Source organism: Streptomyces kronopolitis (genome assembly GCF_050953795.1).
Lineage (GTDB): Bacteria > Actinomycetota > Actinomycetes > Streptomycetales > Streptomycetaceae > Streptomyces > Streptomyces kronopolitis_A.
In genome coordinates, this window is the sequence record NZ_CP191850.1 from 977838 (window position 1) to 1003898 (window position 26061).

At 74.3% G+C, this 26061-nt stretch carries 19 protein-coding genes; 14 read left to right on the top strand and 5 right to left on the bottom strand.

What is annotated here, in order from left to right; all coding sequences use genetic code 11:
- Window positions 1-23: 23 nt before the first annotated feature.
- The 4 genes from ACQP17_RS03890 to ACQP17_RS03905 form a co-directional block, all read right to left on the bottom strand.
- Entirely contained in the window at window positions 24-1214 is a 1191-nt protein-coding gene (locus ACQP17_RS03890) for an acyl-CoA dehydrogenase family protein (RefSeq protein ID WP_433854940.1), read from the bottom strand.
- Window positions 1215-1409: 195 nt separating this feature from the next.
- Window positions 1410-1835, bottom strand: coding sequence for an SH3 domain-containing protein (locus tag ACQP17_RS03895; RefSeq protein WP_433854941.1), 426 nt, complete (start codon window positions 1833-1835; stop codon window positions 1410-1412).
- 176 nt (window positions 1836-2011) lie between these two features.
- A complete protein-coding gene (locus tag ACQP17_RS03900) occupies window positions 2012-2776 on the bottom strand; it encodes a VOC family protein (protein WP_433854942.1) in 765 nt (254 codons plus the stop codon).
- Window positions 2777-2916: 140 nt separating this feature from the next.
- Window positions 2917-4062, bottom strand: coding sequence for an FAD-dependent oxidoreductase (locus tag ACQP17_RS03905; protein WP_433854943.1), 1146 nt, complete (start codon window positions 4060-4062; stop codon window positions 2917-2919).
- 324 nt (window positions 4063-4386) lie between these two features.
- On the opposite strand from ACQP17_RS03905, the gene ACQP17_RS03910 reads away from it, so the two are divergent.
- The 14 genes from ACQP17_RS03910 to ACQP17_RS03975 all read left to right on the top strand — a co-directional run bounded on the left by ACQP17_RS03910 (window position 4387) and on the right by ACQP17_RS03975 (window position 25134).
- A complete protein-coding gene (locus tag ACQP17_RS03910; protein ID WP_364876726.1) occupies window positions 4387-5397 on the top strand; it encodes a FecCD family ABC transporter permease in 1011 nt (336 codons plus the stop codon).
- On the top strand, window positions 5394-6461 hold the full coding sequence (locus tag ACQP17_RS03915; protein ID WP_433854944.1) for a FecCD family ABC transporter permease: 1068 nt from the start codon (window positions 5394-5396) through the stop codon (window positions 6459-6461). The genes ACQP17_RS03910 and ACQP17_RS03915 overlap by 4 nt, the downstream gene beginning before the upstream one ends.
- Entirely contained in the window at window positions 6458-7270 is an 813-nt protein-coding gene (locus ACQP17_RS03920) for an ABC transporter ATP-binding protein (protein WP_364876722.1), read from the top strand. Before ACQP17_RS03915 ends, ACQP17_RS03920 begins: the two co-directional genes overlap by 4 nt.
- A 64-nt stretch (window positions 7271-7334) precedes the next feature.
- Window positions 7335-8354 carry an ABC transporter substrate-binding protein gene (locus ACQP17_RS03925; RefSeq protein WP_433854945.1) on the top strand — a complete coding sequence of 340 codons (1020 nt, stop codon included), beginning with the start codon at window positions 7335-7337 and terminating at the stop codon, window positions 8352-8354.
- 83 nt (window positions 8355-8437) lie between these two features.
- Entirely contained in the window at window positions 8438-9625 is a 1188-nt protein-coding gene (locus ACQP17_RS03930) for an ATP-grasp domain-containing protein (protein ID WP_433854946.1), read from the top strand.
- Complete coding sequence (locus ACQP17_RS03935; RefSeq protein ID WP_433854947.1) at window positions 9622-11421, top strand: IucA/IucC family protein; 1800 nt, start codon at window positions 9622-9624, stop codon at window positions 11419-11421. Before ACQP17_RS03930 ends, ACQP17_RS03935 begins: the two co-directional genes overlap by 4 nt.
- A gap of 5 nt (window positions 11422-11426) precedes the next feature.
- The gene (locus tag ACQP17_RS03940) at window positions 11427-12713 is read left to right on the top strand and encodes an MFS transporter (RefSeq protein ID WP_433859833.1); all 1287 of its coding nucleotides are present in this window, start codon (window positions 11427-11429) and stop codon (window positions 12711-12713) included.
- Window positions 12701-14479 carry an IucA/IucC family protein gene (locus ACQP17_RS03945; protein ID WP_433854948.1) on the top strand — a complete coding sequence of 593 codons (1779 nt, stop codon included), beginning with the start codon at window positions 12701-12703 and terminating at the stop codon, window positions 14477-14479. Before ACQP17_RS03940 ends, ACQP17_RS03945 begins: the two co-directional genes overlap by 13 nt.
- Window positions 14476-15723: a type III PLP-dependent enzyme gene (locus tag ACQP17_RS03950; RefSeq protein ID WP_433854949.1), complete on the top strand. Its 1248-nt coding sequence runs from the start codon at window positions 14476-14478 to the stop codon at window positions 15721-15723. The genes ACQP17_RS03945 and ACQP17_RS03950 overlap by 4 nt, the downstream gene beginning before the upstream one ends.
- A gap of 1 nt (window position 15724) precedes the next feature.
- A complete protein-coding gene (locus tag ACQP17_RS03955) occupies window positions 15725-16495 on the top strand; it encodes an HpcH/HpaI aldolase family protein (RefSeq protein ID WP_433854950.1) in 771 nt (256 codons plus the stop codon).
- Window positions 16496-16682: 187 nt separating this feature from the next.
- Window positions 16683-17915 (top strand): NAD(P)/FAD-dependent oxidoreductase, encoded by a 1233-nt coding sequence (locus ACQP17_RS03960; RefSeq protein WP_433854951.1) that lies wholly within the window; start codon window positions 16683-16685, stop codon window positions 17913-17915.
- Between the two features lie 144 nt (window positions 17916-18059).
- Window positions 18060-22286, top strand: a complete 4227-nt coding sequence (locus tag ACQP17_RS03965; protein WP_433854952.1) for a molybdopterin-dependent oxidoreductase — start codon at window positions 18060-18062, stop codon at window positions 22284-22286.
- A gap of 115 nt (window positions 22287-22401) precedes the next feature.
- On the top strand, window positions 22402-22599 hold the full coding sequence (locus tag ACQP17_RS03970) for a hypothetical protein (protein WP_433854953.1): 198 nt from the start codon (window positions 22402-22404) through the stop codon (window positions 22597-22599).
- Between the two features lie 93 nt (window positions 22600-22692).
- The gene (locus ACQP17_RS03975; RefSeq protein ID WP_433854954.1) at window positions 22693-25134 is read left to right on the top strand and encodes a phosphoketolase family protein; all 2442 of its coding nucleotides are present in this window, start codon (window positions 22693-22695) and stop codon (window positions 25132-25134) included.
- 12 nt (window positions 25135-25146) lie between these two features.
- Here ACQP17_RS03975 and ACQP17_RS03980 read toward each other — a convergent pair whose 3' ends face one another.
- Window positions 25147-25806: an endonuclease gene (locus ACQP17_RS03980; protein ID WP_433854955.1), complete on the bottom strand. Its 660-nt coding sequence runs from the start codon at window positions 25804-25806 to the stop codon at window positions 25147-25149.
- Window positions 25807-26061 lie beyond the last annotated feature (255 nt).

The following is a 26061-nucleotide window of genomic DNA, read 5'->3' on the forward strand; positions in this document are numbered from 1 at the left end:
TCTGATTCGCCTCCCGTGCCGTGTCAGCGCCGTACGCGGGGCATCCCCAGGCCGAGCCAGGAGATGATCTCGCGCTGGATCTCGTTGTTGCCGCCGCCGAAGGTGAAGATGACGGCGGAGCGGTAGCCGCGTTCCAGTTCGCCGTGGAGCACCGCGCCGGCCGAGCCCTCCTTGAGCGGGCCCGCGGAGCCGACGGTCTCCATCAGCCAGGCGTAGGCGTCCCGGCGGGCCTCGGAGCCGTAGACCTTGACCGCGGAGGCGTCCTGGGGGGTCAGGGTGCCGTGCTGGAGCGCGTCGACCATCTGCCAGTTCAGCAGCTTCATGGCGTCCAGCCGGGCGTGGGTGCGGGCCAGCCGGCCGCGCACCCAGCCCAGGTCGATGACCCGGCGGCCGTCGCTGAGCTTGGTGGCGGCGGCCCAGCGCTGGACGTCGTGCAGGGCGCGGATGGCCATGGTGCCGTGGGCGGCGAGGGTGACCCGCTCGTGGTTGAGCTGGTTGGTGATGATCCGCCAGCCCTTGTTCTCCTCGCCGACGCGGCGGGAGGCGGGGACGGTGATGTTCTCGTAGTAGCTGGCGGTGGTGTCGTGCGAGGCGAGGGTGTTGATCAGGGTGCAGGAGTAGCCGGGGTCACTGGTGGGGACCAGCAGCATGGTGATGCCCTTGTGGGGCGGCGCGTCGGGGTCGGTCCGTACCGCGAGCCACACCCAGTCCGCGGTGTCGCCGTTGGTCGTCCAGATCTTCTGCCCGTTGACGACGTAGTGGCCGCTGTCCTCGTCGCCCTCGCGGACGGCGCGGGTCTTGAGGGCGGCCAGGTCGGTGCCGGCTTCCGGTTCGCTGTAGCCGATGGCGAAGTCGATCTCGCCGGACAGGATCCGGGGGAGGAAGAAGGCCTTCTGCTCGTCGGTGCCGTACCGCATGAGGGTGGGCCCGACGGTGTTCAGCGCCATCAGCGGCAGCGGGACCCCCGCCTGGGCGGCCTCGTCGAAGAAGAGGAACTGCTCCATCGGGGACATGCCGCGGCCGCCGAACTCCTGGGGCCAGCCGACCCCGAGCCAGCCGTCGGCGCCCAGCCGGCGCGCGGTCTCACGGTAGAAGCGCTTCTGTGCGGCGGGTTCGGCATGCCGTGCGGCGGCGTCGGCCGGCACCAGCCGGGCGAAGTACGTGCGCAGTTCGGCACGCAACTGCTGCTGTTCGGGGGTGTATTCGAGGTGCACGGCCCCTCCAGTTCGTCCGCTCCGGTCGTCCGGCCGGGGGGCGGCCCGCGAAGCTGACGGGCCGTCGGCTGCCGGATCGAGGGGCACAGTAGAACTTGTTCCAGTAATACGGAAGGGCGCGCGGTCCCGGCGCGGACACACGAAGGCCCGGCCCGGCGCCTCCGCGGCACCGGACCGGGCCTCCCCGGGACTCCATCAGCCCACGGCGTGCTTCGACGGGTTGTTCGGGTTGTTCGGCTGGACCCGGGCGTGGTGCACGTCCTTGCAGTACTTGACGTAGCCGGTGTTGGTCACGTACTTCCCCGCGACCCAGCCCGGGCGCTCACCGCGCGTCAGGTACCAGACGGAGTTGCCGCGGACGTTCTGGGTGCGCACCTTGCAGACCAGGCCGACCTGGGCGCGGTGGCGGAGGTAGCCCCGCACGGAGGAGTCGGTGCTGGGGTACTGACGCTGGCTCAGACCCTTCTTGGCGGTGACGACGCCGTAGGGCTTGAGGGGTCCGGGCGCCGCCTGGACCGGGGCGGCGAACAGCGTCGCACCGACGGCGAGGGCCGCGGTCAGCGCACCCGCGCCGGCCGCGAGCTGCCTGCCTCGGGCCACGAGGGATTCGGTCGTCGACATAGGGGGTCTCCTGTTCTGGACGCGCGATGCCACCCAATGGTGCACAGTGGGACATTACGCGCACTTCACCCTCGGAATGTGGTGAAACGACGAACAGGCAGCCGATCGTGTGACAGTGCAAGGGTTGCCGGATGACGCCCCGTCACCACGGCGCGGGCGGCGCCGGACCGGCCGGCTCAGCCCTCGGTACCGGTGCGGTGGATCCCGAAGGAGCCGCCCTGCGGATCCCGGATCACCGCGACCCTGGGCCCCGCCGGGACATCCGTCGGGGGCACCAGCAGCATGCCCCCGGACTCCGCGGCCCGGGCGGCCGTCGCGTCCACGTCGGCGACGGCGAAGTACGGCAGCCAGTGCGCCCTGACGTCGTCCGGGTAGAACTCGTCCAGCGCGCTCAGCCCGCCGAAGTCCGCGCCGTCGAGGCCCCATTGCGGGTAGTCCGCGTGGGTACCGACGGTCCAGCCGAAGACGCGGGTGTAGAAGGCCTTGGCGGCCTCGGCGTCCCGGGTGGCCAGCTCGACCCAGCCGAGCGAGCCGGGCGCGTTGAAGGTACCGGCGCCGGCGAAGGAACGGGCCTGCCAGAGGGAGAACACCGCACCCTCCGGATCGCTCACCACGGCGAAGCGGCCCAGGTCGAAGACGTCCATCGGCCCCAGCAGCAGCCGCCCGCCCGCGTCGGTGACGGAGGCGGCCAGCGCGTCGGCGTCCCGCGTCGCGAAGGACACGGTCCAGGCGGTGCGCCGGCCGGGGGCGTAGAGCGGGGAGAGGGCGGCGACCGGGGCGTCGTCCAGGTACAGCATCGTGTGGCCGCCCGCCTCCGGGCGCGGGTCGGTCTCGGCGCGCCAGCCGAAGACCTGGCGGTAGTACACCTTGGCGGCGTCCACGTCCGAGGTGCCCAGTTCCACCAGACAGGGGGCGCCCGGGGTGGGCTCGGTGATCTGCACGGTGCCTCCCGTCCTGCCCGCCGGGCCGTGGCCGGGCGGCGCTGCGCGCGCGTGCGCTGCCGGTCGGCAGCCGTACGCTGCCGATGCTCCGACGGGCGCGGGCGGGCCGCAACCGGAACGCGGCGCGGGCAGGCCGCCGGTCAGGGGGCCTCGGCCCGCAGCCGGCGCAGGGTGCCGTGCGGGGCGTCGGGGGCGAAGGCCTCGGCGAGGGCGGAGGCGGCGGTCTCGGCGGCCCGCGCCGCCCGGGGCCGCATGCCCGTCTCGTAGGCGTGGAGCGCGGCACGGGGGTCGCGGTCCCCGGCGAGGGCGAGGGCGAGTTCGGCGCCGTCGAGCAGGGCGAGGCCGGCGCCCTCGGCGGCGAAGGGAGCCATCAGGTGCGCTGCGTCGCCCAGCAGGGTCAGCCCCGGGGTGGGGGTCCAGGTGTGCGGGCTCGGCAGGGCGAACAGCGGGCGGTTGCGGAAGCCGCCGTCGTTGTCCGTGAGCAGCGCCAGCAGCCGGTCGTCCCAGCCGGCGAACGCGTCGAGCAGCACGGCGCGGACGGCCGCGGTGTCCGTCATCGCCACCCCGGCGGCCGGCGCCCAGTCCTGGGAGCCGCGGAAGGCGGCCTGGACGCGGAGCCTCCCGTGGCCCAGCCGCCGGGCGAGCACCCCCCTGCCCGCCGAGAGCGCCACCATGACGCCGTCGCCGACCAGGCGGGCGAGGTGCGGATGGCGGGTGTCGACGTCCTCGAACCGGGCCTCGACGAAGGTGACGCCGCAGTAGTGGGGGGTGGCGTCGGAGAGGACCGGACGCACCCGGGACCAGGCACCGTCGGCGCCGATGACCACCTCGAAGTCCTCGGTGTGCCCGTCGTCGAACTCTGCGGTGTGCCGGCCGCCGCCGAGCGGGTGCAGGGTGCGCAGATAGCTGCCCCAGCGCACGGTGCCCGGCGGGAGGGAGTCCAGCAGCAGGCGGCGCAGCGCGCCCCGGCCGATCTCGGGCCCGCCCGCCGCGCCGGGGGCCTGGGTCTGCCGGAAGCGGACGGTCGCGGTGTGGTCGAGCAGCCGCAGCTCCTGGCCCGCCGGGCGGGTGAGCCGGTCGAACTCCGCGCGCAGTCCGGCCGCTCCCAGCGCCTCGTGACCGGTCGTCAGCCACAGTTCCGGCACTCCGTGCCGGTCCGGCGCCCCGGCGGAGGCCTCCTGCTCGAAGACGGTGACCGGCAGCCCGTGACGCCGCAGGACGCGGGCGCAGAGGAGGCCGCCCGGGCCGGCGCCGATGATCGCGATACGGGGCGTGGCGGGGTTCATGGCGCTCCTCGGCTGAGCGAAACGGCAGCCCCCCGGCCAGAAAAGCACAGCGGCCCCCCGGCTGCCAGCACGACGCCGGGCCGGCGCCCAACCGGCCCTTCCGCCGGCTCCACGCCCGGGGTCCCGGCGGAAACGGGCGCGTGGGCGGGCGTGGCGGTGGGTAGGTCACCCCAGGTCGGGGGGTGTTGAGGCCCCTGAACGAGACGGCAGCCCGACATATGGGACAGTTGGTTGCATCCGGAACGCGAGCTTGCAGATTTAGGTATGCCTAACCTAATGTAACGACGCGTGTCGACGACCAAACCACCTGCCACCGCACCCCCTGTGCCCGATGCGCGTCCCGCCGCGAACGCCTTGCGGCGCGTGCCGCTGCTCGTGGTCGGGCTCGGCGCGCTGGCACTCTGTGCCGCGCTCAGCCTGGCCCTGGGAACCCGATCCGTACCGCTGTCCACCGTCTGGGACGCGCTGACCGGCGCCGCCCACGGACGGGACGCCCTCGTGGTGACCGGACTCCGGCTGCCGCGCACGCTCGTCGGGCTCGCCGTCGGTGCCGCGCTCGGGGTCGCCGGAGCCGTCGTCCAGGGCATCACCCGCAACCCGCTGGCCTCCCCGACCACGCTCGGCATCAACGCGGGCGCGGGCTTCGCGGTGGTCACCGCCATCTACGCCCTGCATCTGACACAGCCCGTCCAGTACATCTGGTTCGCGTTCGCGGGCGCCGCGGCCGCCGCGCTCTTCGCCCAGGCACTGGCGCGGCGCGCCGGCGACCTGGACCCGGTGCGCCTGGCGCTGGGCGGCACGGTGCTGCAACTCGTCCTGCTGTCCTGGACGTCGACGGTCATGCTGGCCAGCAAGCGGTCGCTGGACGAGGCGCGGTTCTGGCTGGCCGGCTCGCTCTCCGAGCGTCCGCTCTCGGCGCTCTACCCGGTGCTGCCGACGCTGGTGATCGGGCTGGTCGTCGCCCTGGCCATCGCCCCGGCCCTCAACGCGCTGGCGCTGGGCGACGACTCGGCCCAGGCACTGGGCGTGCCGGTGTCCAGGATCCGCAGCGCGGGCGGGCTGGCCGTCGTGCTGCTCGCCGCGTCCGCGGTGGCGGTGGCCGGGCCGCTGGCCTTCATCGGGCTGGCCGCGCCGCACCTGGTCCGCCAGCTGCTGCGCACCTCCGACCACCGGATCGTGGTCCCCGGCTGCCTGCTCGCCGGGCCGCTGCTGCTGCTCACCGCCGACATCGTCGGACGGCTCGTCATCCGGCCGTCCGAATTGCAGGTCGGCATCATCAGCGCGTTCCTCGGCGCGCCGCTGCTGGCGCTGCTGGCCCGGAAGGTGGCCCGATGAACGACCTCCTCCGTACCGCGCCGCACGCCGCCCCGGCGGCCGGCACCGGCCGGCGACCGGGCACCGCACGCGGGCGCACCGTGCTGACCGCCGTCGTGGGCGTCGCGGTGCTCTGTGCCCTGGTGACGGTGTCCGTGGCCAACGGCGACATGCCGCTGCCGCCCCTCGACGCGGTCAAGGGCCTGTTCGGGCTCGGTGACTCCGCGACGGTGCTGGTGGTCCAGGAGTTCCGGGCCCCGCGCATGGTCGCGGCGATCGTCGCGGGGGCCGGGCTGGCGGTGGCCGGCGCCCTGCTCCAGCGGCTGTTCCGCAATCCGCTCGCCTCACCCGACGTCATGGGGGTGACCGGCGGCGCCTCGTTCGGCGCGGTGGCGATGCTGGCCGCCGGGGCCTCGCAGGCCCTGATGCCGCTGGCCGCCCTCGGCGGCGGGCTGCTCGCCGCGGTGCTGCTGGGGGTGTTCGGCTGGCGCTCCGGCGTCAGCGTGACGCGCCTGGTGCTGGTCGGTCTCGCCGTCCAGGCGGGTCTGTCCGCGGCGGTGAGCTTCATGGTCGTCCGCTTCCCCACCGAGCTGGCGGGGTCGGCCCTGCAGTGGACGACCGGGTCGGTCTACGGGCGGACCTGGACCGAGGTGACGTCCGCGGGCGGGGCGGTGGCCGTCGGCCTGCTGGCCGCCTTCGCACTGCACCGCCGGCTCGCCGTCCTCGACCTCGGTGACGACTCGGCCGGCGCGCTCGGCCTGAACACCCATGCCGCCCGGCTCCAGGTCCTGGTCATCGCGATCGTGCTGGCCTCGCTGGCCGCCGCGCTCACCGGACCCGTCGCCTTCGTGGCCCTGGCCGTCCCGCACATGGTCCGGTTCCTCACCGGGCCGCCGACCGCCGGGACGCTGGCGCTGTCCGGCCTCGCCGGTGCCGTGCTGCTGCTCGCCTCCGACCTCGTGGCGCAGTATCTGCTGCCGGTCGGCGGGCTGCCCGTCGGAGTGGTCACCGCCACTCTGGGCGCGCCGTGGCTGCTGGTGCTGATGATCCGTCAGAGCAGTTCCGTGAACAGGAGTGCCCGATGACCGCCAATGAGCTTTCCACCCACGGACTCGACCTGCGCTACGGCGACCGGCTGATCGTCGGCGGCCTGGACCTGACGCTGCCCGGCGGCGCGGTCACCGCCGTCGTGGGCCCCAACGCCTGCGGCAAGTCGACCCTGCTGCGCGGGCTGACCCGGCTGCTGGCACCGGCCGCCGGCACCGTCGCCCTGGACGGCTCCGACATCCACCGGATGCCGGCCCGCGCGCTGGCCCTGCGGATGGGGCTGCTCCCCCAGCAGCCGGTCACCCCCGACGCGATCACCGTCGAGGCGCTGGTCCGGCTCGGCCGCTACCCCCACCAGCGGCTGCTGAGCCCCTGGTCGACGGCGGACCAGCAGGCGGTGGAGGAGGCGCTGCGGCGCACCGGCACCCTCGAACTGCGCGACCAGCCCGTCGACCAGCTCTCCGGCGGCCAGCGGCAGCGTGCCTGGATCGCGCTCGCGCTGGCCCAGGACACCGACCTGCTGCTGCTCGACGAGCCGACCACCTTCCTCGACCTGCGCCACCAGCTCGACGTCCTCGACCTGGTCGCCGCCCTGCACGCCGAGGCGGGCCGCACCGTCGTGATGGTGCTGCACGACCTCGGACAGGCCGCCCGTTACGCGGATCACCTCGTGGTCCTCAAGGACGGGCAGCTGGCCGCGGCCGGCGCCCCGGCGGACATCCTCGACGCGGAACTGGTCAAGTCCGTGTTCGACGTGGACTGCCGGGTGATTCCCGACCCCGAGACCGGCACCCCGCTGGTCGTCCCCAAAAGCGGTGCGAAACGGCACTCCGCCGTCACCGTCTGACCGCCTCCCCCACGGGCGTTCCTCCTCCCTCTCCCTCCGCTCCCCGTAAGGAAGACACACCCTCATGCAGACCAGAATCCCCCTGCGCACCACCGCCCGCCGGCTGCCGGCCACGCTGCTCACCGTCGCCCTGGGCGCCACCGCCCTGACCGCCTGCGGCGACGGCGCCGCCTCCGGTGACGACGCGGCGAAGGGCAAGGCCGGCGCCGGCTTCCCGCGCACCGTCAAGAGCGCCATGGGCGGCGACGTGAAGATCCCCGCCAAGCCCAAGCGCGTGGTCGTGCTGGACACCGGCGAGCTGGACGACGTCACCACCCTGGGCGTCAAGCCCGTCGGCGCGGTCTCGCCGCACATGAAGACCGAGGGCGGCTTCCCCTCCTACCTCAAGGACGAGATCGGCGGCGTCAAGGACGTCGGTCCGCTGCTGGAGCCCAACCTCGAAAAGATCATCTCCCTGAAGCCCGACCTGATCCTGTCCTCCAAGGTCCGGCACGAGAAGATCTACGACAAGCTCAAGGCCATCGCGCCGACCGTCTTCACCGAGACCACCGGCGGCCCCTGGAAGGCCAATCTCAAGGTCCACGCCAAGGCGCTGGGGCTGGAGAAGGAGGCCGACCAGAAGCTGGCGGAGTACCAGAACCGCGCCAAGGCGCTGGGCGAGGCCATCAAGAAGAAGTACCACGGCACGATGCCCTCGGCCTCGGTCGTGCGCTTCGTCGCCGGCCCGACCCGCCTCTACCAGAAGTCCTCCTACAGCGGTGTGGTCCTGGACGACATCGGCCTGGCCCGGCCGAAGTCCCAGAGCTCGACCGACCCTGCCAAGACCATGCTCGACGTCAGCCCGGAGCAGATCGACAAAGCCGACGCGGACCTGGTGTTCGTGACCACCGCGGACGTGCCCAGCAAGACCCAGCAGAAGGACGTCACGTCCAACCCGGTCTGGAAGGACCTGCCGGCCGTCAAGAAGCACAAGGTCTTCGACGTGCCCGACGAGACGTGGATGTCCGGCATCGGCATCCAGGCCGCCGAGCACATGCTCGCCGACGTGGCCAAGGCCACCGGGGTGCCGCTGCCGAAGAGCTGACCCGCCCGGGGCGGGCCGCCCCGCCGGCCCGCCCCTCCCCGACGCCCCCCTGCACCACCCTTGATCCCGAAGGGGTCCCGCTCATGCGGACGTATCTGCTCGCCCTCAACCCCACCGACTCGGTCACCGAGGGGTTCCTCCCCGCCGCCGCCCGCCTCGGCCTCCAGGTCACGATCCTGACGGACCAGCCCGCGGCACACCGGCGCGTCTCCCCCGGGACCGAGGTCCTGGAGTGCGACGTCCACGACTTCCGTGCCGTCATCACGCGAATAGCCACCCACCACCCGGCCGCCGCGGTCTTCACCAACAGCGACCACCTGCAGACCCAGGCAGCCCTGGCGGCCGACTACTTCGGGCTGCCCGGCAAGGACTGGCGCGCCGCGCTGCGCACCAAGAACAAGGCCGAGATGCGCCGTCATCTCGCCACCACCGGCCTCGACCGGGTGCGCTCCGCCGAACTCGCCCCCGGCCAGGACCCGGCCGACCTCCTGGACGCCGGACTGCCCTACCCCTGTGTGCTCAAACCGCGGGAGGGCGTGGCCAGCGAGGACGTCCGGCCGGCCGACAGCCCCGAGGAGCTGCTCGCCCTGGCCCGGGAGATCCAGCAGCGGCGGCCCGAAGCCGCCCTGGTCGCCGAGGAGTTCCTCCAGGGCGAGCTGTGCACCCTGGAGACGCTCGGCGACGGCCGGGTGCGGCATGTGCTGGGCGGCTTCCGTACCACCGTCTCCGCCCCGCCGGCCTTCATCGAGGAGCGGCACGACTTCGTCACCGCCCACCCGGAGCCGGTCGTCGCGCAGGTGCTGGCCCAGCTCGACGCGCTGGGCGTCGGATTCGGCGCCTGCCACACCGAGTTCATGCTCCACGAGGGCCGGGCCCGGCTGATCGAGGTCAACTACCGCGTCATCGGCGACCAGTGCGATCTGCTGCTGGCGCAGGTGCTGGACATCCCGCTGTTCGAGCTGGTGCTCCGTACGCATCTGGGCGAGCCGCTGCCCGAGGCGCTCGGCGCCCGGCGGGACGGTGTGGGGCGGGTGGAGTACGCCCTCGCCGACCGGGCCGGGACGCTCACCGCCGCACCGGCCGCCACCGACCACGAGGCGGACGGCGTGCGGCTGGCCTACCGGCCGCTGCGCCCGGTCGGCGCAGACCACCCCCACTACCGCACCAACCGCGACTACCTCGGCGTACTGCGGGCCACCGGCACCGGCCACGGCGCCGTGGACCGGGCCGCGGACGGCTTCTTCGCCACCGAGCGCTGGGAGATCTCGTGACCCTCGCCACCGACCCCACCGCCGGCCGCACCACGGACGCGGCGGCCGGCCGGGCCGAGGAGTCCGAGCTGCTGCTGCGGGTGCTGAGCGCCCTGCTGCGGGAGGACGTCGTCGGACTGCGCACCCGCGCCACGCTGCTGGAGCGCCCGGACGGCCCCTGGCTGCGGCTGCCCGCCGACCCGGCGGCCGGCGCCCTGCTGCTGCCGCTGGGCCCGGACGGCTACCAGAGCACCCACGCGGCCCGGCTGCCGCTGCTCGTCCGTGAAGCCGACGGCGCACGGCTGACCACCGTCGAGGAGATCCTCGGCGCCCTGCGCGCGCTCGCCGATCCGGCCGACCGCCCCGGCTTCGACGCGTTCACCGAGGAGTGCCGGCAGACGCTGGCGACGATGCGGCTGCACGCGGACACCCGGGACGAGTTCGACCGGCTGCTCACCGAGCGCCACGGCCCGGCCCCCGAGGACTGGCGCGGCCTGGACGGCGGACTGGCCCACGAGGCCCTCGCCGCGCGCCTCGACCACCCCGTCTACCCCACCGCGCGCGGCCGCTCCGGCCTGGACGTGGCACAACTGCGCGCCTACGCCCCCGAGTTCCGGCCCGGCTTCGCCCTGCGCTGGCTGGCCGTGCCCCGCTCCGCGCTCACCGTGACCGGCGGCGAGACGGCACTGCCCGGCTGCTGGCCGACGCCCGCCCAGCTGGACCTTCCGGAGCTGGAAGACAGCCATCTCGCGCTGCCCGTCCACCCGCTGACGGTCGGCGACGCGCTGGACGAGGCGCTGCGCGAGACCGGCCTGGAGGGTTCGGCGGTGCTGTCCGGGCGGACGCTGCTGGACGTGGTGCCGACGCTGTCGATGCGGACCGTGGCGGTGGACGCCGAGCCCCGGCTGCATCTGAAACTGCCGCTGGCCACCGCGACGCTGGGACTGCGCAACCGGCGCACCATCAAGCCCCGCACGCTCATCGACGGGGCCGAGGGGCAGCGGCTGCTGGCGAAGGTGATCGCCCGCGAGCCGCGGTTCGCACAGACGGTGCTGCAGGCCGACGAGACCCACTACGCCCACGCGGACCACGAGCTGCTCGCCGTGCTGTGCCGGCGCTACCCGGCCGGCCTGGAGGGCTCCGCCGTCGTGCCGATGGCCGCGCTGCTGGGCCGGGCGCCCGGCGGACGGCTGGTCATCGACCACCTCGCCGACCGCTTCTACGGCGGCGACCCGCTGGCCCTGCTGGACGCCGCGCTGACCCTGCTCCTCGACTGGCAGACCACCCTGTTCGGCTACGGCATCGGGCTGGAGTCGCACCAGCAGAACGTCTCGCTGGTGCTGGACCGCACCGCCGCCGGCACCCGGGTGCGGCTGCTGTTCAAGGACAACGACGCGCCGCGGATCAACTCCGTACGGCTGCGGGAGACCCTGGGCGCGGACGCCCCGGACCCGGCGGACTTCGCCGACCCGCGGATCTTCGCGCCGGACGACCGGGCGGTGCTGGACCTCTTCACCACCATCACCGTCCATCTCTGCGCGGGCTCCTATGCCTTCGGGCTGGCCCGGCACGGCCGCGCCCCGCTCGACCGGCTGCTGGGACTGCTCCGCGACCGCCTCACCGAGGCCGTCGACCGGCTGGGCGGCGCACCGGGCGAGGCGCTGCGCGCACACGTCCTCGGGGCCCCGCAACTGCCGGTCAAGGCCATGGTCAGCGCCGGCACCCTGCTGTCCAAGGAGCGCTCCGGCGCCGCCGACATCAACAAGCACTACACCACCGGCCCCAACTATCTGCTGCCGATGGGGACTTCCCGATGAGCCCGATGAAAACCGCCCCCACCCGCCGGTTCGACGCGGCCGCCGTCGAGACCAAGGTCCGCCCGGGACTCGCCCGGCGCCAGGTGTACGCCGTGGCCGGCTGCTACTTCGTGGCGTCGTTCGCCGCGCTGGGCCTGCCGCCCTACCTGACCGAGATCCTGCCCGAACTCGGGGACGGCGCCGCCCGCTGGGCGGGTCTGCTCTACATCGTGCCGACCATCTTCGGCGCCATCGGCGCGCCGCTGTGGGGGCGCCTCGCCGACCGCTTCGGCCGCAAGAAACTGCTGCTGCGGGCGCAGTTGGGGCTCGCCGCGGCATTCGTGCTGGCCGGCTGGGCCGACTCGCTGCCCACGTTCACCGCGGCGCTGGTCATCCAGGGCGTGCTGGGCGGCACCTTCGCGGCGTCGAACGGTTATCTGGGCGCGGCCCTGGAGGGCCACGCGCTGTCCCGGGCCCTGACCCTGATGCAGGGCAGCGCGCGGGCGGCGCTGGTGTGCGCGCCGATCGTGGTCGGCTCGCTGACCCCGTGGCTCTCGCCGCACCGTCAGTACGCGCTGCTGGCCGTGCTCCCGCTGACCGCCGCGGCGATGCTGGCGGCGCTGCCGGAGCCGCCGCGCGGCCCGGGCGCCGGACCGGCGCGGGAGACGGCGGAGGTCGAGGCGGCGGAGCCGACGGCGGCCGAGCAGGTCACGGCCGAGGAGCCCGCCCCGCGCGCGCCGGCCGTCTCCCTGCGGGCCCTGTACGCCCTGGAGTTCGCCTTCGTCTTCGCCACCGTCATCTCCTTCCCCTATCTGATCGCCCTCATCAAGGAGCGGATACCCGACACCGGGCCCATGGTGTCCGGTGTCCTGTTCGCCCTGCCGCACATGTGTTACCTGGTCGCGGCCATGGCGGTGCACTCCCTCTTCCGCACCCGCCCCCGGCTCGGCATCGCGCTCGGCTTCGGCGCCATCGCGCTGGGCCTGGCCGGACACGGCGTCGCCCACTCGCTCACCGCGTTCATCGTGGTCCGCCTGGTGCTCGGCGCCGGGCTCACCCTGGGCCTGGTCTGTCTGTCGATCGTGGCCGCCGACTGCGCCAGGGGCCGTGCCCCCGGCGGGCTGTTCGGCTCGATCGAGTTCTTCTCCAAGGCCGGTGCCGTCGCCGCCGGTGTGGCCGCCGCGGCCGGCAACAACTGGTTCGGCCCGACCGCGCCCGTGGTGACCGGCACCGCGATAGCGCTGGCCAGCGTGGCCCTGACCGTCCTCCCCCGTACTCTCCGCACCCGCAGGAGCCCCCGATGCCCTCGCTGACCAATTCGCCCGGCGCCGCCCCGGTGTCCGCCGCCCCCACCGGTCTGCCCACCGCCGACCAGGCCGTGGCGCACACCCTGCTCAACTGTCTGCTGCGGGAGGTCTCCGGCCCCGAGCACCAGACCGCCGTCGACGACGGGCGGCTGCTGATCCGGCTGCCGCGCCGCGGCGTGCTGCTGGGCGTCGCGCTGCGCCGCACCTCGCTGCTGGGCGCGCACCGCTTCACCGGCCCGGTGTCCGAGCGCACCGACGGCGGCTGGGCGGAGATCGGCTGGCGGCAGCTGGCCGAGTACGCGCACGCCGAGCTGTCGCTGCGCACCGGGGTGCACAACGAGGAGTTCCTCGCACAGGTCGCCTCCAGCCACCAGGCGGTGTCCGCCGCGCTCGCGGACCGTGACCGGCGTGGTCCGGCCGCCGGGGACCACACCGAGGACTGGCAGACCACCTATGTCGTCTCCGAGCAGTCGCTGCTCTTCGGCCACCGCTTCCACCCGACGCCCAAGGCCCGCACCGGCGACCCCACCGCCTGGCAGTCGTACGCCCCCGAGACCGGCGCCGCCTTCCCGCTGCTGATGCTCGCCGTGCGCGAGGAGCTGATCGCCGAGGAGTCCACCGCCGAGGGCGCCACCGACGTGCTGGACGCGCTGCATCCCGAGGTACCGGACGGCTACCGGCTGCTGCCCGCCCACCCCTGGCAGTACGAGCTGCTGCGCGACCACGCGGGGCTGCGCGAGGCGCTGGAGCGCGGCGACATCCGTGTCCTGGGCAGCGGCCGGACGCCGTTCGCCGCCACCGCGTCGGTGCGCACGCTCTACGACGGTGCCGACTTCCTCAAGTTCAGCCTGAACGTCCGGATCACCAACTGCCTCCGGAAGAACGCGAGTTACGAGCTGTCCGGGGCGGTGGCGCTCACCCGCCTGCTGGCGCCGCAGCTCACCGATCTCGCCACCCGCTTCCCGGGCAGCGCGGTGCTCCAGGAGCCCGCCTACCGCAGCCTGGCGCTGCCCGGCGCCGACGGGGAGCCGGACACCGAGCTGCTCGAAGGCTTCGGTGTCATCGTCCGCGAGGGCCTCTCGCAGCGGCTGCTGCCGGGCACCACCCCGCTGCTGGCGGCCGCCGTCGCCGACGAGTACCCGACCGGGCCGGCGCACCTCTCCCGGCTGCTGGCCGGGGCCGGCCCGCAGGCCGCGCTGGAGTGGTGGGCCGCCTACCTCAACCTGCTGCTCCCGCCGGTGCTCGCCGCCTACTTCGACCACGGGCTGGTGCTGGAGCCGCACCTGCAGAACGTCCTGGTCTGCGTCGACGGCGACGGGATGCCCGCACAGGTCCTCTTCCGCGACCTGGAGGGCACCAAGCTCGTCCCCGAGCACCACACCGAGCTGCTGGCCTCGCTGCCCGAGCAGGTCGCCGCACCGATGACCTACGACGCCCAGCGCGGCTGGGACCGGGTCGTCTACTGCCTGCTGGTCAACCACGTGTCCGAGATGCTCGCCGCGCTCGCCGATCTGCACCCGGACACCGAGACCCAGCTGTGGGCACAGGTCCGCCGCACCCTGCAGACCCACGCGGACCGCTTCGGCTGCCCGCCGCGGCTGGCCGCCCTGCTGGCCGGTGTCCCGCTGCCCGCCAAGGCCAATCTGCTCACCCGCTGGGAGCGCAAGGCCGACCGCGAGGCCGGCTATGTGCGGCTGCCCTCCCCGCTGGCCGAGGCCGTTCTGTCGGGCGCCTCCGGCACCGACGACACCACCCCCTGGAGCGCCCGATGACCACCCCGAGCCCCGCCCTGCCCCCCGCCGTCCGCGACCGCGTCCGCTCCCTGGCGGCCGCGGAACTGCCCGCCTACGTCTACGACCTGGCGGCACTGCGCGCACACCTGGCCGAGGTGCGGGCCGCGCTGCCCGCTCGCGTCGAGCTGTACTACGCGGCCAAGGCCAATCCGGAGCCGGAGCTGCTGACGGCGCTGCGCCCGTACGTGGACGGCTACGAGGTCTCCTCGGGCGGCGAGCTGGTGCATGTCGGCAAGGCCGTGCCCGGCGCCCCGCTGGCCTTCGGCGGGCCGGGCAAGACGCCCGCGGAGGTCGTGCAGGCGCTGGAGACCGGCGTCGAGCGCTTCCACGTGGAGAGCGTCCACGAGGTGCACATGCTCGCGAGCCTGGCCGCGCGCCATGTGCCCCAGCGCCGGATCGCGGTGCTGGCGCGTTTCAACCTGCCGGTCGAGGACGGCTCGCTGGACGGCAGTTCACTGGCGATGGGCGGGCGTCCGACGCCCTTCGGGCTCGACCCCGACCAGGCCGACGAGGTCGTCACCCTGCTCACCGACGGCAGCTACCCGCAGCTCGAACTCCGCGGTGTCCACGCCCACCTGGCCAGCGGTCTGGAGGCGCCCGAGCAGCTCGCGGTGTCCGAGGCCATCGTGACCTGGGCCGCCGCGCTGGCCGACCGGCACCGCGTCGCGCTGTCCGAGGTGACCATCGGCGGCGGGATGGCCGTCGACTACGCCGCCCCGGAGCGGCGCTTCGACTGGGCCGCCTTCGGCGCGGGCCTGGACCGGCTCGCCGCCGCCCACCCCGGCCTCACCCTGCGCATCGAGCCGGGGCGGGCACTGACCGCGTACTGCGGCTGGTACGCCACCGAGGTGCTGGATGTGAAGCACAGCCACGGCGAGGAGTTCGCCGTGGTGCGCGGCGGCACCCACCATCTGCGCACCCCGGCGACCAAGGGCCACGACCAGCCCTGCACGGTGGTGGGGTCCGACGCTCCGTGGCCGCACCCCTGGCCGCGGTCGGCGGCGCGCGGCGAGCTGGTCACCGTCACGGGGCAGCTGTGCACCCCCAAGGACGTGCTGGCCCGCGCGGTCCCGGCGCCGGGGCTGCGGGCCGGCGACCGGCTGGTGTTCGGCGTCGCCGGCGCCTACGCCTGGAACATCTCGCACCACGACTTCCTGATGCACCCGCGCCCCGGCTTCCACTTCCTTCACGCCGCGGAGCCCGGCGCGGAAGGGACCGGCTGAGATGCTCCGCCCCAACGAGGTCCGGCGCAGGCTGGCCGCGGGCGAGGAGGTGCACGGGCTGTTCGGCACGCTGCCCGAGCCGGCCGTGGTGGAGATGATCGGCTGCGCCGGCTATGACTTCGTCATCCTGGACACCGAGCACACCCTCGTCGGCCCGCAGCAGTTGGAGAACCTGATCCGGGCGGCCGAGACGACCGGGCTCACCCCGTTCGTCCGGGTCCCCGAGGGCGACCCCGGCGCCGTGCTGCGCGCCCTGGACGCCGGGGCCATGGGCGTCGTCGTTCCGCATGTGCGCGGGCGCGCGGACATCGACGCCACGATCCGCGCCGCCCGGTACGCGCCCGAGGGCATGCGTTCGCTCAACGGCGGGCGCGGGCCCGGCTTCGGGCGGATCGACCCGGCCGAATACCTCCGCCTGGCCAACGCGGAGATCATGGTCATCGCGCTGCTGGAGGACGCCGAGGGCATCGAGGCGATCGACGAGATCCTCGCGCCCGGCGGCGTCGACCTGGTCCTGCCCGGCCCGGGCGACCTCTCGCAGTCCTACGGCGTCCCCTGGGAGGTCCGCCACCCCCGGGTGCGGGAGGCGGTGCGCACCCTGCGCGAGGCCTGCGGCCGCCACGGCGTCCCGTTCTGCGCGATGTCCACCACGCCGGAGCGCCGGGCCGAGTGGCGCGCGGACGGGGTCACGGCCTTCGTGCTGGGCGAGGACCGCGATCTGACGGCGCGTGCGCTGCGCGGCCATCTGGAGCGGACGGCGGGAGCGCGGTAGCACCGGGCGCCCCAACCGGCCGTGTGCCGCCGCCGGTTCGCGGCGCGAAGTGCCCCGGGCCCCCTCCTGGGACGTCCACCGGGCGTCGCCGGCGGGGGCCCGCGCCACACCTTCGGCGGTACCTGTCCGGGCGCGGGACGGGTAACTGATGTCGGGTAACCGATCATCCGAGGGAGCTGAGCGCGACATGGCCCAGAACACAGCGTTTGTGATCGCCGGAGCGGGACTGGCCGGCGCGAAGGCCGCGGAGACGCTGCGCGCGGAAGGCTTCGAGGGCCCGGTGGTGCTGCTGGGCGACGAACTGGAGCGGCCCTACGAGCGGCCGCCGTTGTCCAAGGGCTATCTGCTGGGCACCTCCGAGCGGGAGAAGGCCTACGTCCATCCGGCCGGCTGGTACGCCGAGCACGACGTCGATCTGCGGCTGGGCAACGCCGTCACCGCGCTCGACCCGGTCGGCCACGAGGTGACCCTCGCCGACGGCAGCCGGCTGGGCTACGCCAAGCTGCTGCTGGCCACCGGCTCCAGTCCGCGGCCGCTGCCGGTGCCCGGCGCGAACCTCGCCGGGGTGCACTACCTGCGGCGGCTGGCCGACAGCGACCGGCTCAAGGAGGTCTTCCGCTCGGCCGCCCGGATCGTGGTGATCGGCGCGGGCTGGATCGGCCTGGAGACCACGGCGGCCGCCCGCGCCGCCGGGGTCGCGGTGACCGTCCTGGAGGCCGCCGAGCTGCCCCTGTTGCAGGTGCTGGGCCGCGAGGCCTCCGAGATCTTCGCCGCGCTGCACACCGAGCACGGCGTCGATCTGCGCTGCGGCACCCGGATCACGGAGATCACCGGCAGCGGCGGCGCGGCGGACGGGGTCCGGCTGGCCGACGGCACCCGGATCGCGGCCGACGCGGTCGTCGTGGGCGTCGGGATCACCCCCAACACCGAGGTGGCCGCGGCGGCCGGGCTCCGGGTCGACGACGGCATCCTCGTGGACGAGCGGCTGCGCTCCTGCGACCCGGACATCTACGCGGCCGGCGACGTGGCCCGTGCCCACCACCCGGTGCTGAACCGGCAGCTGCGCGTCGAGCACTGGGCCAACGCCCTCCACCAGCCCCGGACCGCGGCCCTGGCCATGCTCGGCCGGGACGTGCGCCACGACCGGCTGCCGTACTTCTTCACCGACCAGTACGACCTGGGCATGGAGTACACCGGATACGTGGCACCGGACGGCTATGACCGGGTCGTCTTCCGCGGGGACACCGCGGCCCGGGAGTTTGTCGCCTTCTGGCTGTCCGGCGGGCGGGTGCTGGCCGGGATGAACGTCAACGTCTGGGACGTCACCGACGGGATCAAGGCGCTGGTGGCGAGCGGGCGGCCGGTGGACCCGGAGCGGCTCGCCGATCCGGACGTGCCGCTGGACGAGCTGCTGACCTGAACCGGGGCGGCCGGTGGTGCTCACGGAGCGCCGCCGGCCACTGTGTGATCGCCGTAACGACGGGTGCGCGCTCGCCGTGACACCTGGTTAACGGGCCGTTCGTAGGGTCGCAAGCACAGCAGCCGACCACGAAGGGGACCGTCCGTGACCGCACCGGAACCGCCCGCCGAGACCATGTCGCAGGTGCGGACGGCCTGCACGTACTGCGGGGTCGGGTGCGGGGTCGTGCTGGACGTGGCGACGGACGGGGAGGGGCGGCGCACGGTCCGCGGGGCGGCCGGCGACAAGGCCCACCCGTCGAACCGCGGCCGGCTGTGCACCAAGGGCGCCACCAGCGCCGAGCTGTTCGCGGCGCCGGGGCGGCTGACGCGTGCCCTGGTGCGCGCGGACCGCGGTGCCGAGCCGGCCGCCGAGGCGATGGAGACCGCCGTCAAGCGGACCGCCGCCCGACTGCGGGAGATCGTCGACACACACGGCCCGGACGCCTTCGCGCTCTACGTCTCGGGGCAGATGACGCTGGAGGCGCAGTACCTGGCGAACAAGCTCGCCAAGGGCTTCGTGCGCACCCGGTACATCGAGTCCAACTCGCGGCTGTGCATGGCGAGTGCGGGCAGCGGCTACAAGCTGTCGCTGGGCGCGGACGGGCCGCCCGGCTCGTACGAGGACTTCGCGCACGCCGACGTCTTCTTCGTCATCGGCGCCAACATGGCCGACTGCCACCCGATTCTCCACCTGCGGATGAAGGAGCGGGTGAAGGCGGGCGCCAAGCTGATCGTGGTCGACCCGCGGCGCACCGCCACCGCGGCGCAGGCCGACCTGTTCCTGCAGATCGCGCCGGGAACGGATCTGGCGCTGCTGAACGGCCTGTTGCACCTGCTGGCGGCCGACGGCCGGCTCGACGAGGAATTCCTCGCCGAGCACACCGAGGGCTGGGCGGCGATGCCGGAGTTCCTGGAGGACTATCCGCCCGCGAAGGTCGCCGAGCTGACCGGGATCCCGGAGGCCGAACTGCGCCGGGCCGCCGAGTGGATCGGCGATGCGGACGCCTGGATGAGCTGCTGGACCATGGGCCTGAACCAGAGCACCCACGGCACCTGGAACACCAACGCCCTGATCAATCTGCACCTGGCGACCGGGGCGATCTGCCGCCCCGGCTGCGGCCCGTTCTCCCTCACCGGCCAGCCCAACGCGATGGGCGGGCGGGAGATGGGCTACATGGGGCCGGGCCTGCCCGGTCAGCGCTCGGCGCTGGTGCCAGGCGACCGTGCCTTCACCGAGGAGTTGTGGGGGCTGGAGCCGGGGACGCTGCGGGCGGACGAGCCCGGCCGGGGCACCGTCGAGATGTTCCGGCGGATGGCCGACGGGGAGATCAAGGCGTGCTGGATCATCTGCACCAACCCCGTCGCCTCGGTCGCCAACCGCCGGACCGTCATCGAGGGGCTGGAGGCGGCGGAGCTGGTCATCGCCCAGGACGTCTTCGCGGAGACCGAGACCACCGCCTACGCGGACGTGGTGCTGCCCGCCGCCATGTGGTCCGAGTCCGAGGGCGTGATGGTCAACTCCGAGCGGACGCTGACGCTGGTGCGGCAGGCCACCGACGCCCCCGGCGAGGCCTGGCCGGACTGGCGGATCATCGCCGAGGTGGCCTGTGAGATGGGCTACGAGGACGCCTTCCGCTACGGCAGTGCCGAGGAGATATTCGAGGAGATCACGCGCGCCTGGAATCCGCAGACCGGCTACGACCTGCGCGGGGTGACCTACGAGCGGCTGCGGCGCACCCCCGTGCAGTGGCCCTGCGCCACCGCCGAGGCGCCCGACCGCAACCCGGTGCGCTACCTCAACGACGGCGTCAGCCAGACCCTGGACGAGCGGCCGGACGGCAGCCGTCCGCGGCTGTCCTTCCCCACCGCGTCCGGCCGGGCCGTGTTCTTCGCCCGTCCGCACCTCCCGGCGGCCGAACTGCCCGACGACGACTTCCCGTACGTCCTCAACACCGGCCGGGTGCAGCACCAGTGGCACACCCTCACCAAGACCGGCACGGTCGCCAAGCTGAACAAGCTGAACCCGGGCCCCTTCGTGGAGATCCACCCGGCGGACGCCCGGGAGCTGGGGGTGGCGGAGGGCGACATGGTGGAGGTCGCCTCCCGGCGCGGCCGGGCGGTGCTGCCCGCCGTGCCGACGGACCGGGTGCGGCCCGGCAACTGCTTCGCGCCGTTCCACTGGAACGATCTGTTCGGCGAGTACCTCAGCGTCAACGCGGTGACCCATGACGCGGTCGATCCGGTCTCCTTCCAGCCCGAGTTCAAGGCGTGCGCGGTGTCCCTGGCCAAGGTCGCGGGAGAGCCGGGCGGCGGGCAGACGGTGGCGCCGGACGACGAGACGGCCGGGGAGGACGCTCTTGCGGGGCCCGGCGGCGGTGCGGCGGAGGCGCTGGCCGGGGTGTTCTCACTCGCCGGGTCCGCGCCGCCGGTGCTGGCCGCGCACGAACGCCGCTATCTGTCGGGCTTCCTCACCGGGCTGGACTCCGCGCCCGCCACCGGCACCCCGGTGCTGCCGGCCGGGGCGCCCTTCGACCCGGACACCGCGCTGTGGGTCAACGGCGTGCTGGCCGGGATGTTCTCGCGCCTCCCGCAGGCCCGGCCGCACACCGCTGCATCGGACGAGCCCGACGCGGCGGACCCGGCGGTCGTCGTCCTGTGGGCCTCGCAGACCGGCAACGCTGAGGAGGTCGCCGCCGACGCGGCCCGCCGGCTCAACGGCAGCGGCCGGACGGCGACGCTGCTGAGCATGGCCGACACCGCGCCGGCCGCCCTGCCGCAGGGCGCCGATCTGCTCGTGGTCACCAGCACCTTCGGGGACGGCGACGCCCCCGACAACGGCTCGGACTTCTGGGAGACCCTCAACGCACCCGACTCCCCCCGGCTGGAGGGCGTGCGCTACGCGGTGCTCGCGCTGGGCGACTCCTCCTACGACGACTTCTGCGGCCACGGCCGCCGGCTCGACGCCCGGCTCGCCGCACTCGGTGCGCGGCGGCTGGTGCCGCGGACCGACTGCGAACCGGACTACGAGGCACCGGCCGGGCAGTGGCTGGATCAGGTCCTCACGGTGCTGGCGGACGAGCCGGGGACGAAGGGGGCGGGGACGAACGGGGCGGCGCCGGGCGGGGCGGCGCCCGCGACGGAGGCCGCCCCGGCTCCCCCGGCTCCCCCGGCTCCCCCCGCTCCCGCGGCGCCGGCCGCCGGGCCCGCCAAGCCCGTTCCGGTGACCGCCCGTCTGGTCGGCAACCGGCTGCTGAGCCGGGACGGGGCAGCCAAGGAGGTGCGGGAGTTCACCTTCGACACCCGTGACGGCGACGGCACCCCGCTGGACTACGCGGCGGGCGACGCGCTCGGGGTGCTGCCGCACAACTGCCCCGACCTCGTCACGGAGTGGCTGTCCGTCACCGGTGCCGATCCCGCCGCCACCGTCGAGCTGCCCGGCCCGGGTGCGCTGCCGCTGGCGGAGGCCCTGCACCGCCATCTGGATCTCACCCGGATCACCCCCGCCCTCCTGCGCCTGGCCGCCGAACACACCGGTGACCGGGCCCTGAAGAAGCTGCTGCGGCCCGACAACCGGGGTGAGCTGGCCCAGTGGACCTGGAGCCGGCAGGCCGTCGACGTCCTCGCCGAACACCCGGTACGGATCGGGGCGGCGGAGTGGGCCGCCCTCCTGCCCCGCCTCCAGCCCCGGCTGTACTCCCTCTCGTCGAGCCCGCTGACCGACCCCGCCCTCGTGCGTCTGATGGTCTCCGTGGTCCGCTTCGAGAACCGGCGGGGCCGCCCCCGCAAGGGCGTGGCCTCCACCTTTCTGGCCGATGCCGGGCCGGAGCGCCCGGTGCCGGTGTTCGTCCGGCGCACCGAGCGGTTCCGGCCGCCGGCCGATCCGGCGACCCCGATGGTGATGGTGGGCCCCGGCACCGGCGTGGCGCCCTTCCTCGGCTTCCTCGACGAGCGCCGGGCCCGCGGCCACCGCGCCCCCAACTGGCTCTTCTTCGGCGAGCAGCGCCGGGCGACCGACTTCTACCACGAGGAGGCCCTCGGTGACCTGTGCCGCGACGGGCTGCTCACCCGCCTGGACACCGCCTTCTCCCGCGATCAGCGCGCCAAGATCTACGTCCAGGACCGGATGCGTGAGCACGGCGGCCGGCTGTGGTCCTGGCTCCAGGACGGCGCCCACTTCTACGTCTGCGGGGACGCGTCCCGGATGGCCAAGGACGTCGACCGCGCGCTGCGGGACATCGCCGTGGCGCACGGCGGCCTGACCCCGGAGGCGGCCGCCGGCTATGTGAAGCAGCTCGCCGCCGACAAGCGGTACGTGCGTGACGTGTACTGAGCCACCGGGTTGCCGCCGCCTCCCGGCTCCCTCCTGAACGGGCCGACGGCCGCCGTCCGGCGGACGATGGGGGAAAGGAGAGGAGCACGACCCTAAGGAGAGGAGCACGACCCTGATGAGCGCTGCCGCCGTGACCACCGCACGGGAGCCCGACGGACCGGGCCCCGTACCGAGCGAGCCCGAGCCGGTGCCGCGGGACCCGGGCCCGGCCGGACCGGAACCGGAGGAACCGGCTCCCGCCCCCGGCCCCGGCCCGGACGAGTCGCCCGGTCCGAAGCCGGACGACGACCCGGCCGCCGAGCCACCCGACTGACCGCCGCCCCGCCCATGAACGGCCCCTCGCGTGGGCACACGCACTGTGCCGCCGGTGAACGTCCCTCGCAGCCACCACGGTCAGGAGATGAGCATGCCCGACGCGGACTCCGCAGCAGGCACGTCAGACACCGCCCCGGGCCCCCTCGGCGCCGAGGAGCTGCACGCCCTCGACGCCCACTGGCGGGCCGCCAACTACCTGGCCGCCGGGCAGATCTATCTGATGGCCAACCCGCTGCTGACCGTCCCGCTGCGCCCCGAGCACATCAAGCCGCGGCTGCTGGGCCACTGGGGCACCTCGCCCGGTCTCAATCTCGTGCACACCCATCTCAACCGCGTCATCAAGGCCCGCGACCTGGACGCCCTGTGTGTCTGGGGGCCGGGGCACGGCGGCCCCGCCGTGGTGGCCAATTCCTGGCTGGACGGCACGTACGCCGAGACCTACCCCGATGTCACCCGGGACGAGGCCGGAATGGCCCGGCTGTTCCGGCAGTTCTCCTTCCCCGGCGGGATCCCCAGCCACGTCGCCCCGGAGACCCCGGGCTCGATCCACGAGGGCGGCGAGCTGGGCTACTCCCTCACCCATGCCTACGGCGCGGCGTTCGACAACCCCGAGCTGCTGGTGGCCTGTGTGGTCGGCGACGGCGAGGCGGAAACCGGGCCGCTCGCCGCGTCCTGGCACGCCACGAAGTTCCTGGACCCGGTGCACGACGGCGCGGTGCTGCCCGTCCTGCACCTCAACGGCTACAAGATCGCCAATCCGGCGGTGCTCGCCCGGATCCCCGAGGACGAGCTGGACGACCTGCTGCGCGGCTACGGTCACGAGCCGCTCCACGTCACCGGCGACGACCCGGCGGCGGTCCACCAGGCGCTGGCCGCCGCCATGGACCAGGCCCTGGACCGCATCGCCGACATCCAGCGCCGGGCCCGCACGGAGGGCGACACACAGCGCCCCCGCTGGCCGGTGATCGTGCTGCGCACCCCCAAGGGCTGGACCGGTCCGCACGAGGTCGACGGCCGGCCCGTCGAGGGCACCTGGCGCGCCCACCAGGTGCCGCTGCCCGGCGTACGGGACGACAGCGGGCATCTGCGGCAGCTGGAGGACTGGCTGCGCTCCTACCGTCCGGACGAGCTGTTCGACGCCGGGGGCCGGCCGCGCCCGGAGGTGCTGGCCTGCGTGCCGGAGGGCCCGCGCCGGCTGGGTGCCTCGCCGCACGCCAACGGCGGTGTGCTGCTGCGGGAGCTGCCCCTGCCGCCGCTGGAGCGCTTCGCGGTGGAGGTCACGGCCCGCGGCAGCGCGCTGCACGAGCCGACCCGGGTGCTGGGCGGGCTGCTCGAAGCCGTCATGGAGGCCACCGCGCAGCGCCGTGACTTCCGCGTCGTGGGCCCCGACGAGACCGCCTCGAACCGGTTGGAGGCGCTGTACGAGGCCACCGGCAAGGCCTGGCAGGCCGAGCGCCTGGACACCGATGAGCATCTCGCCCGCGACGGGCGGGTCATGGAGGTGCTCTCGGAGCATCTGTGCCAGGGCTGGCTGGAGGGCTACCTCCTCACCGGCCGGCACGGGCTGTTCTCCAGCTACGAGGCGTTCGCGCACCTCGTCGACTCGATGGTCAACCAGCACATCAAGTGGCTGCGGACGTGCCGCCGGCTGCCCTGGCGGCGTCCCGTCGCCTCACTGAACTACCTGCTGACCTCACACGTCTGGCGGCAGGACCACAACGGCTTCTCGCACCAGGACCCCGGCTTCGTCGACCACATCCTCAACAAGAGCCCGGAGGTGGTCCGGGTCTATCTGCCGCCGGACGCCAACACCCTGCTCGCGGTGGCCGACCATGCGCTGCGCAGCCGCGACTACGTCAATGTGATCGTGGCCGGCAAGCAGCCGAGCTTCGACTGGCTCCCCCTCGACGAGGCCCGCGCCCACTGCGCGCGCGGCGCCGGTGTCTGGGAGTGGGCGGGCACCGAGGAGGGCGGCGCCGCGCCGGCTCCCGGCTCCGCCCGGGACGGCGGGACCCCGGCGCCGGACGTGGTGCTGGCCTGCGCGGGGGACGTGCCCACCCAGGAGACCCTGGCGGCGGCCGCCCTGCTGCGCCACCGGCTGCCGGAGCTGGCGGTGCGGGTGGTCAACGTCGTCGACATGGCTCGGCTGCTGACGCCCGGGGAGCACCCGCACGGCATGCCGGACGCCGAGTACGACGCCCTGTTCACCCGCGACAAGCCGGTCATCTTCGCCTACCACGGCTACCCGTGGCTGATCCACCGGCTCGGCTACCGGCGCGCGGGCCACGCGAACCTGCATGTGCGCGGCTACAAGGAGGAAGGCACCACCACCACGCCCTTCGACATGGTCGTCCGCAACGACCTGGACCGGTTCCGGCTGGTGATGGACGTGCTGGACCGGGTGCCCGGCCTCGGGGTGCGCGCCGTGGCGCTGCGGCAGGAGATGGCCGACGCCCGTACCCGTCATCACGCCTGGATCCGGGAGCACGGCACGGACCTTCCGGAGGTCGCGGACTGGACCTGGAGCGGCTGACCGGGCGCCGGTTCAGGCCCCGGCCGCCTCGCGCACGTCCTCGGCGATCGACCGGTCCAGGGCCGCGCGCACCAGCCCGGAGGCGAAGGCGGCGGTCCGGTCCGCCCCGACCAGGCGCGCCAGCCGCCGGGGGTCGCCGGGCAGGCCCAGCCGCTCGGCGCCCTGGACGGCCTTGGCGTCGAGGTACGGCGCGAACTCCGGCCAGACGCCCTGCACCTCCCGCAGGAAGATGTGGGAGCCCGTCGGCCCCAGCCCCGGGACCTTCTGCAGTTCCCGGCGCAGCGCGGTGGCGTCGCCGCCGGCCGTCTCCCGCATCCGCCGCAGATCGCCGCCGCAGGTGTCCAGCAGCAGCGTGGCGCCGTCACCGAGCTGGGTGGCGGTGCGCTCGTCGTAGCGCCGGTAGCCGCCCTCCCCCAGGGCGTCGACCCGCTGCTGCCAGGTCGCCGCGGCCTTCCGCCGGGGGGTGCGCAGCCCCGCGTCGAACAGGGCCCGGGCGGCCGCCACCGCCACGGACGCGCGGATGCGCGCGCTGAGCAGCCCGGCCAGCACCAGCACCTGGTACAGCGGCTGCGGGGTGTTGCCCAGCCGGATCCCGCTCTGGGCCGCGAAGGTCTCGCCGTGCCGCTCCAGCAGGGCGTGCGCCAGGGCCCGCTGCCCGCCGCGGGCGCTCACGGCGCGCTCCCGCGGGGGCCGTCGGGGCCGAGGGGGAAGTCGCGGGGGAGAGTGCCGGCCATGCCGTGTCCTCCGTCGCTGCGGTCGGTGCGTCCGCGCTCACCCTCCCCGGTCCGCCGCGCGGGAAACGGACACTGCTCCATGGGGCGCAAGGGCGCGCCGCTCACCGCGCACGCCGGGCCGCCGGCGGTGCACCCGGGTGCCGCCTGTGTCGCCAAGTACCGCGGTCCGCCGCAGAGTGGGCACGGATACGGT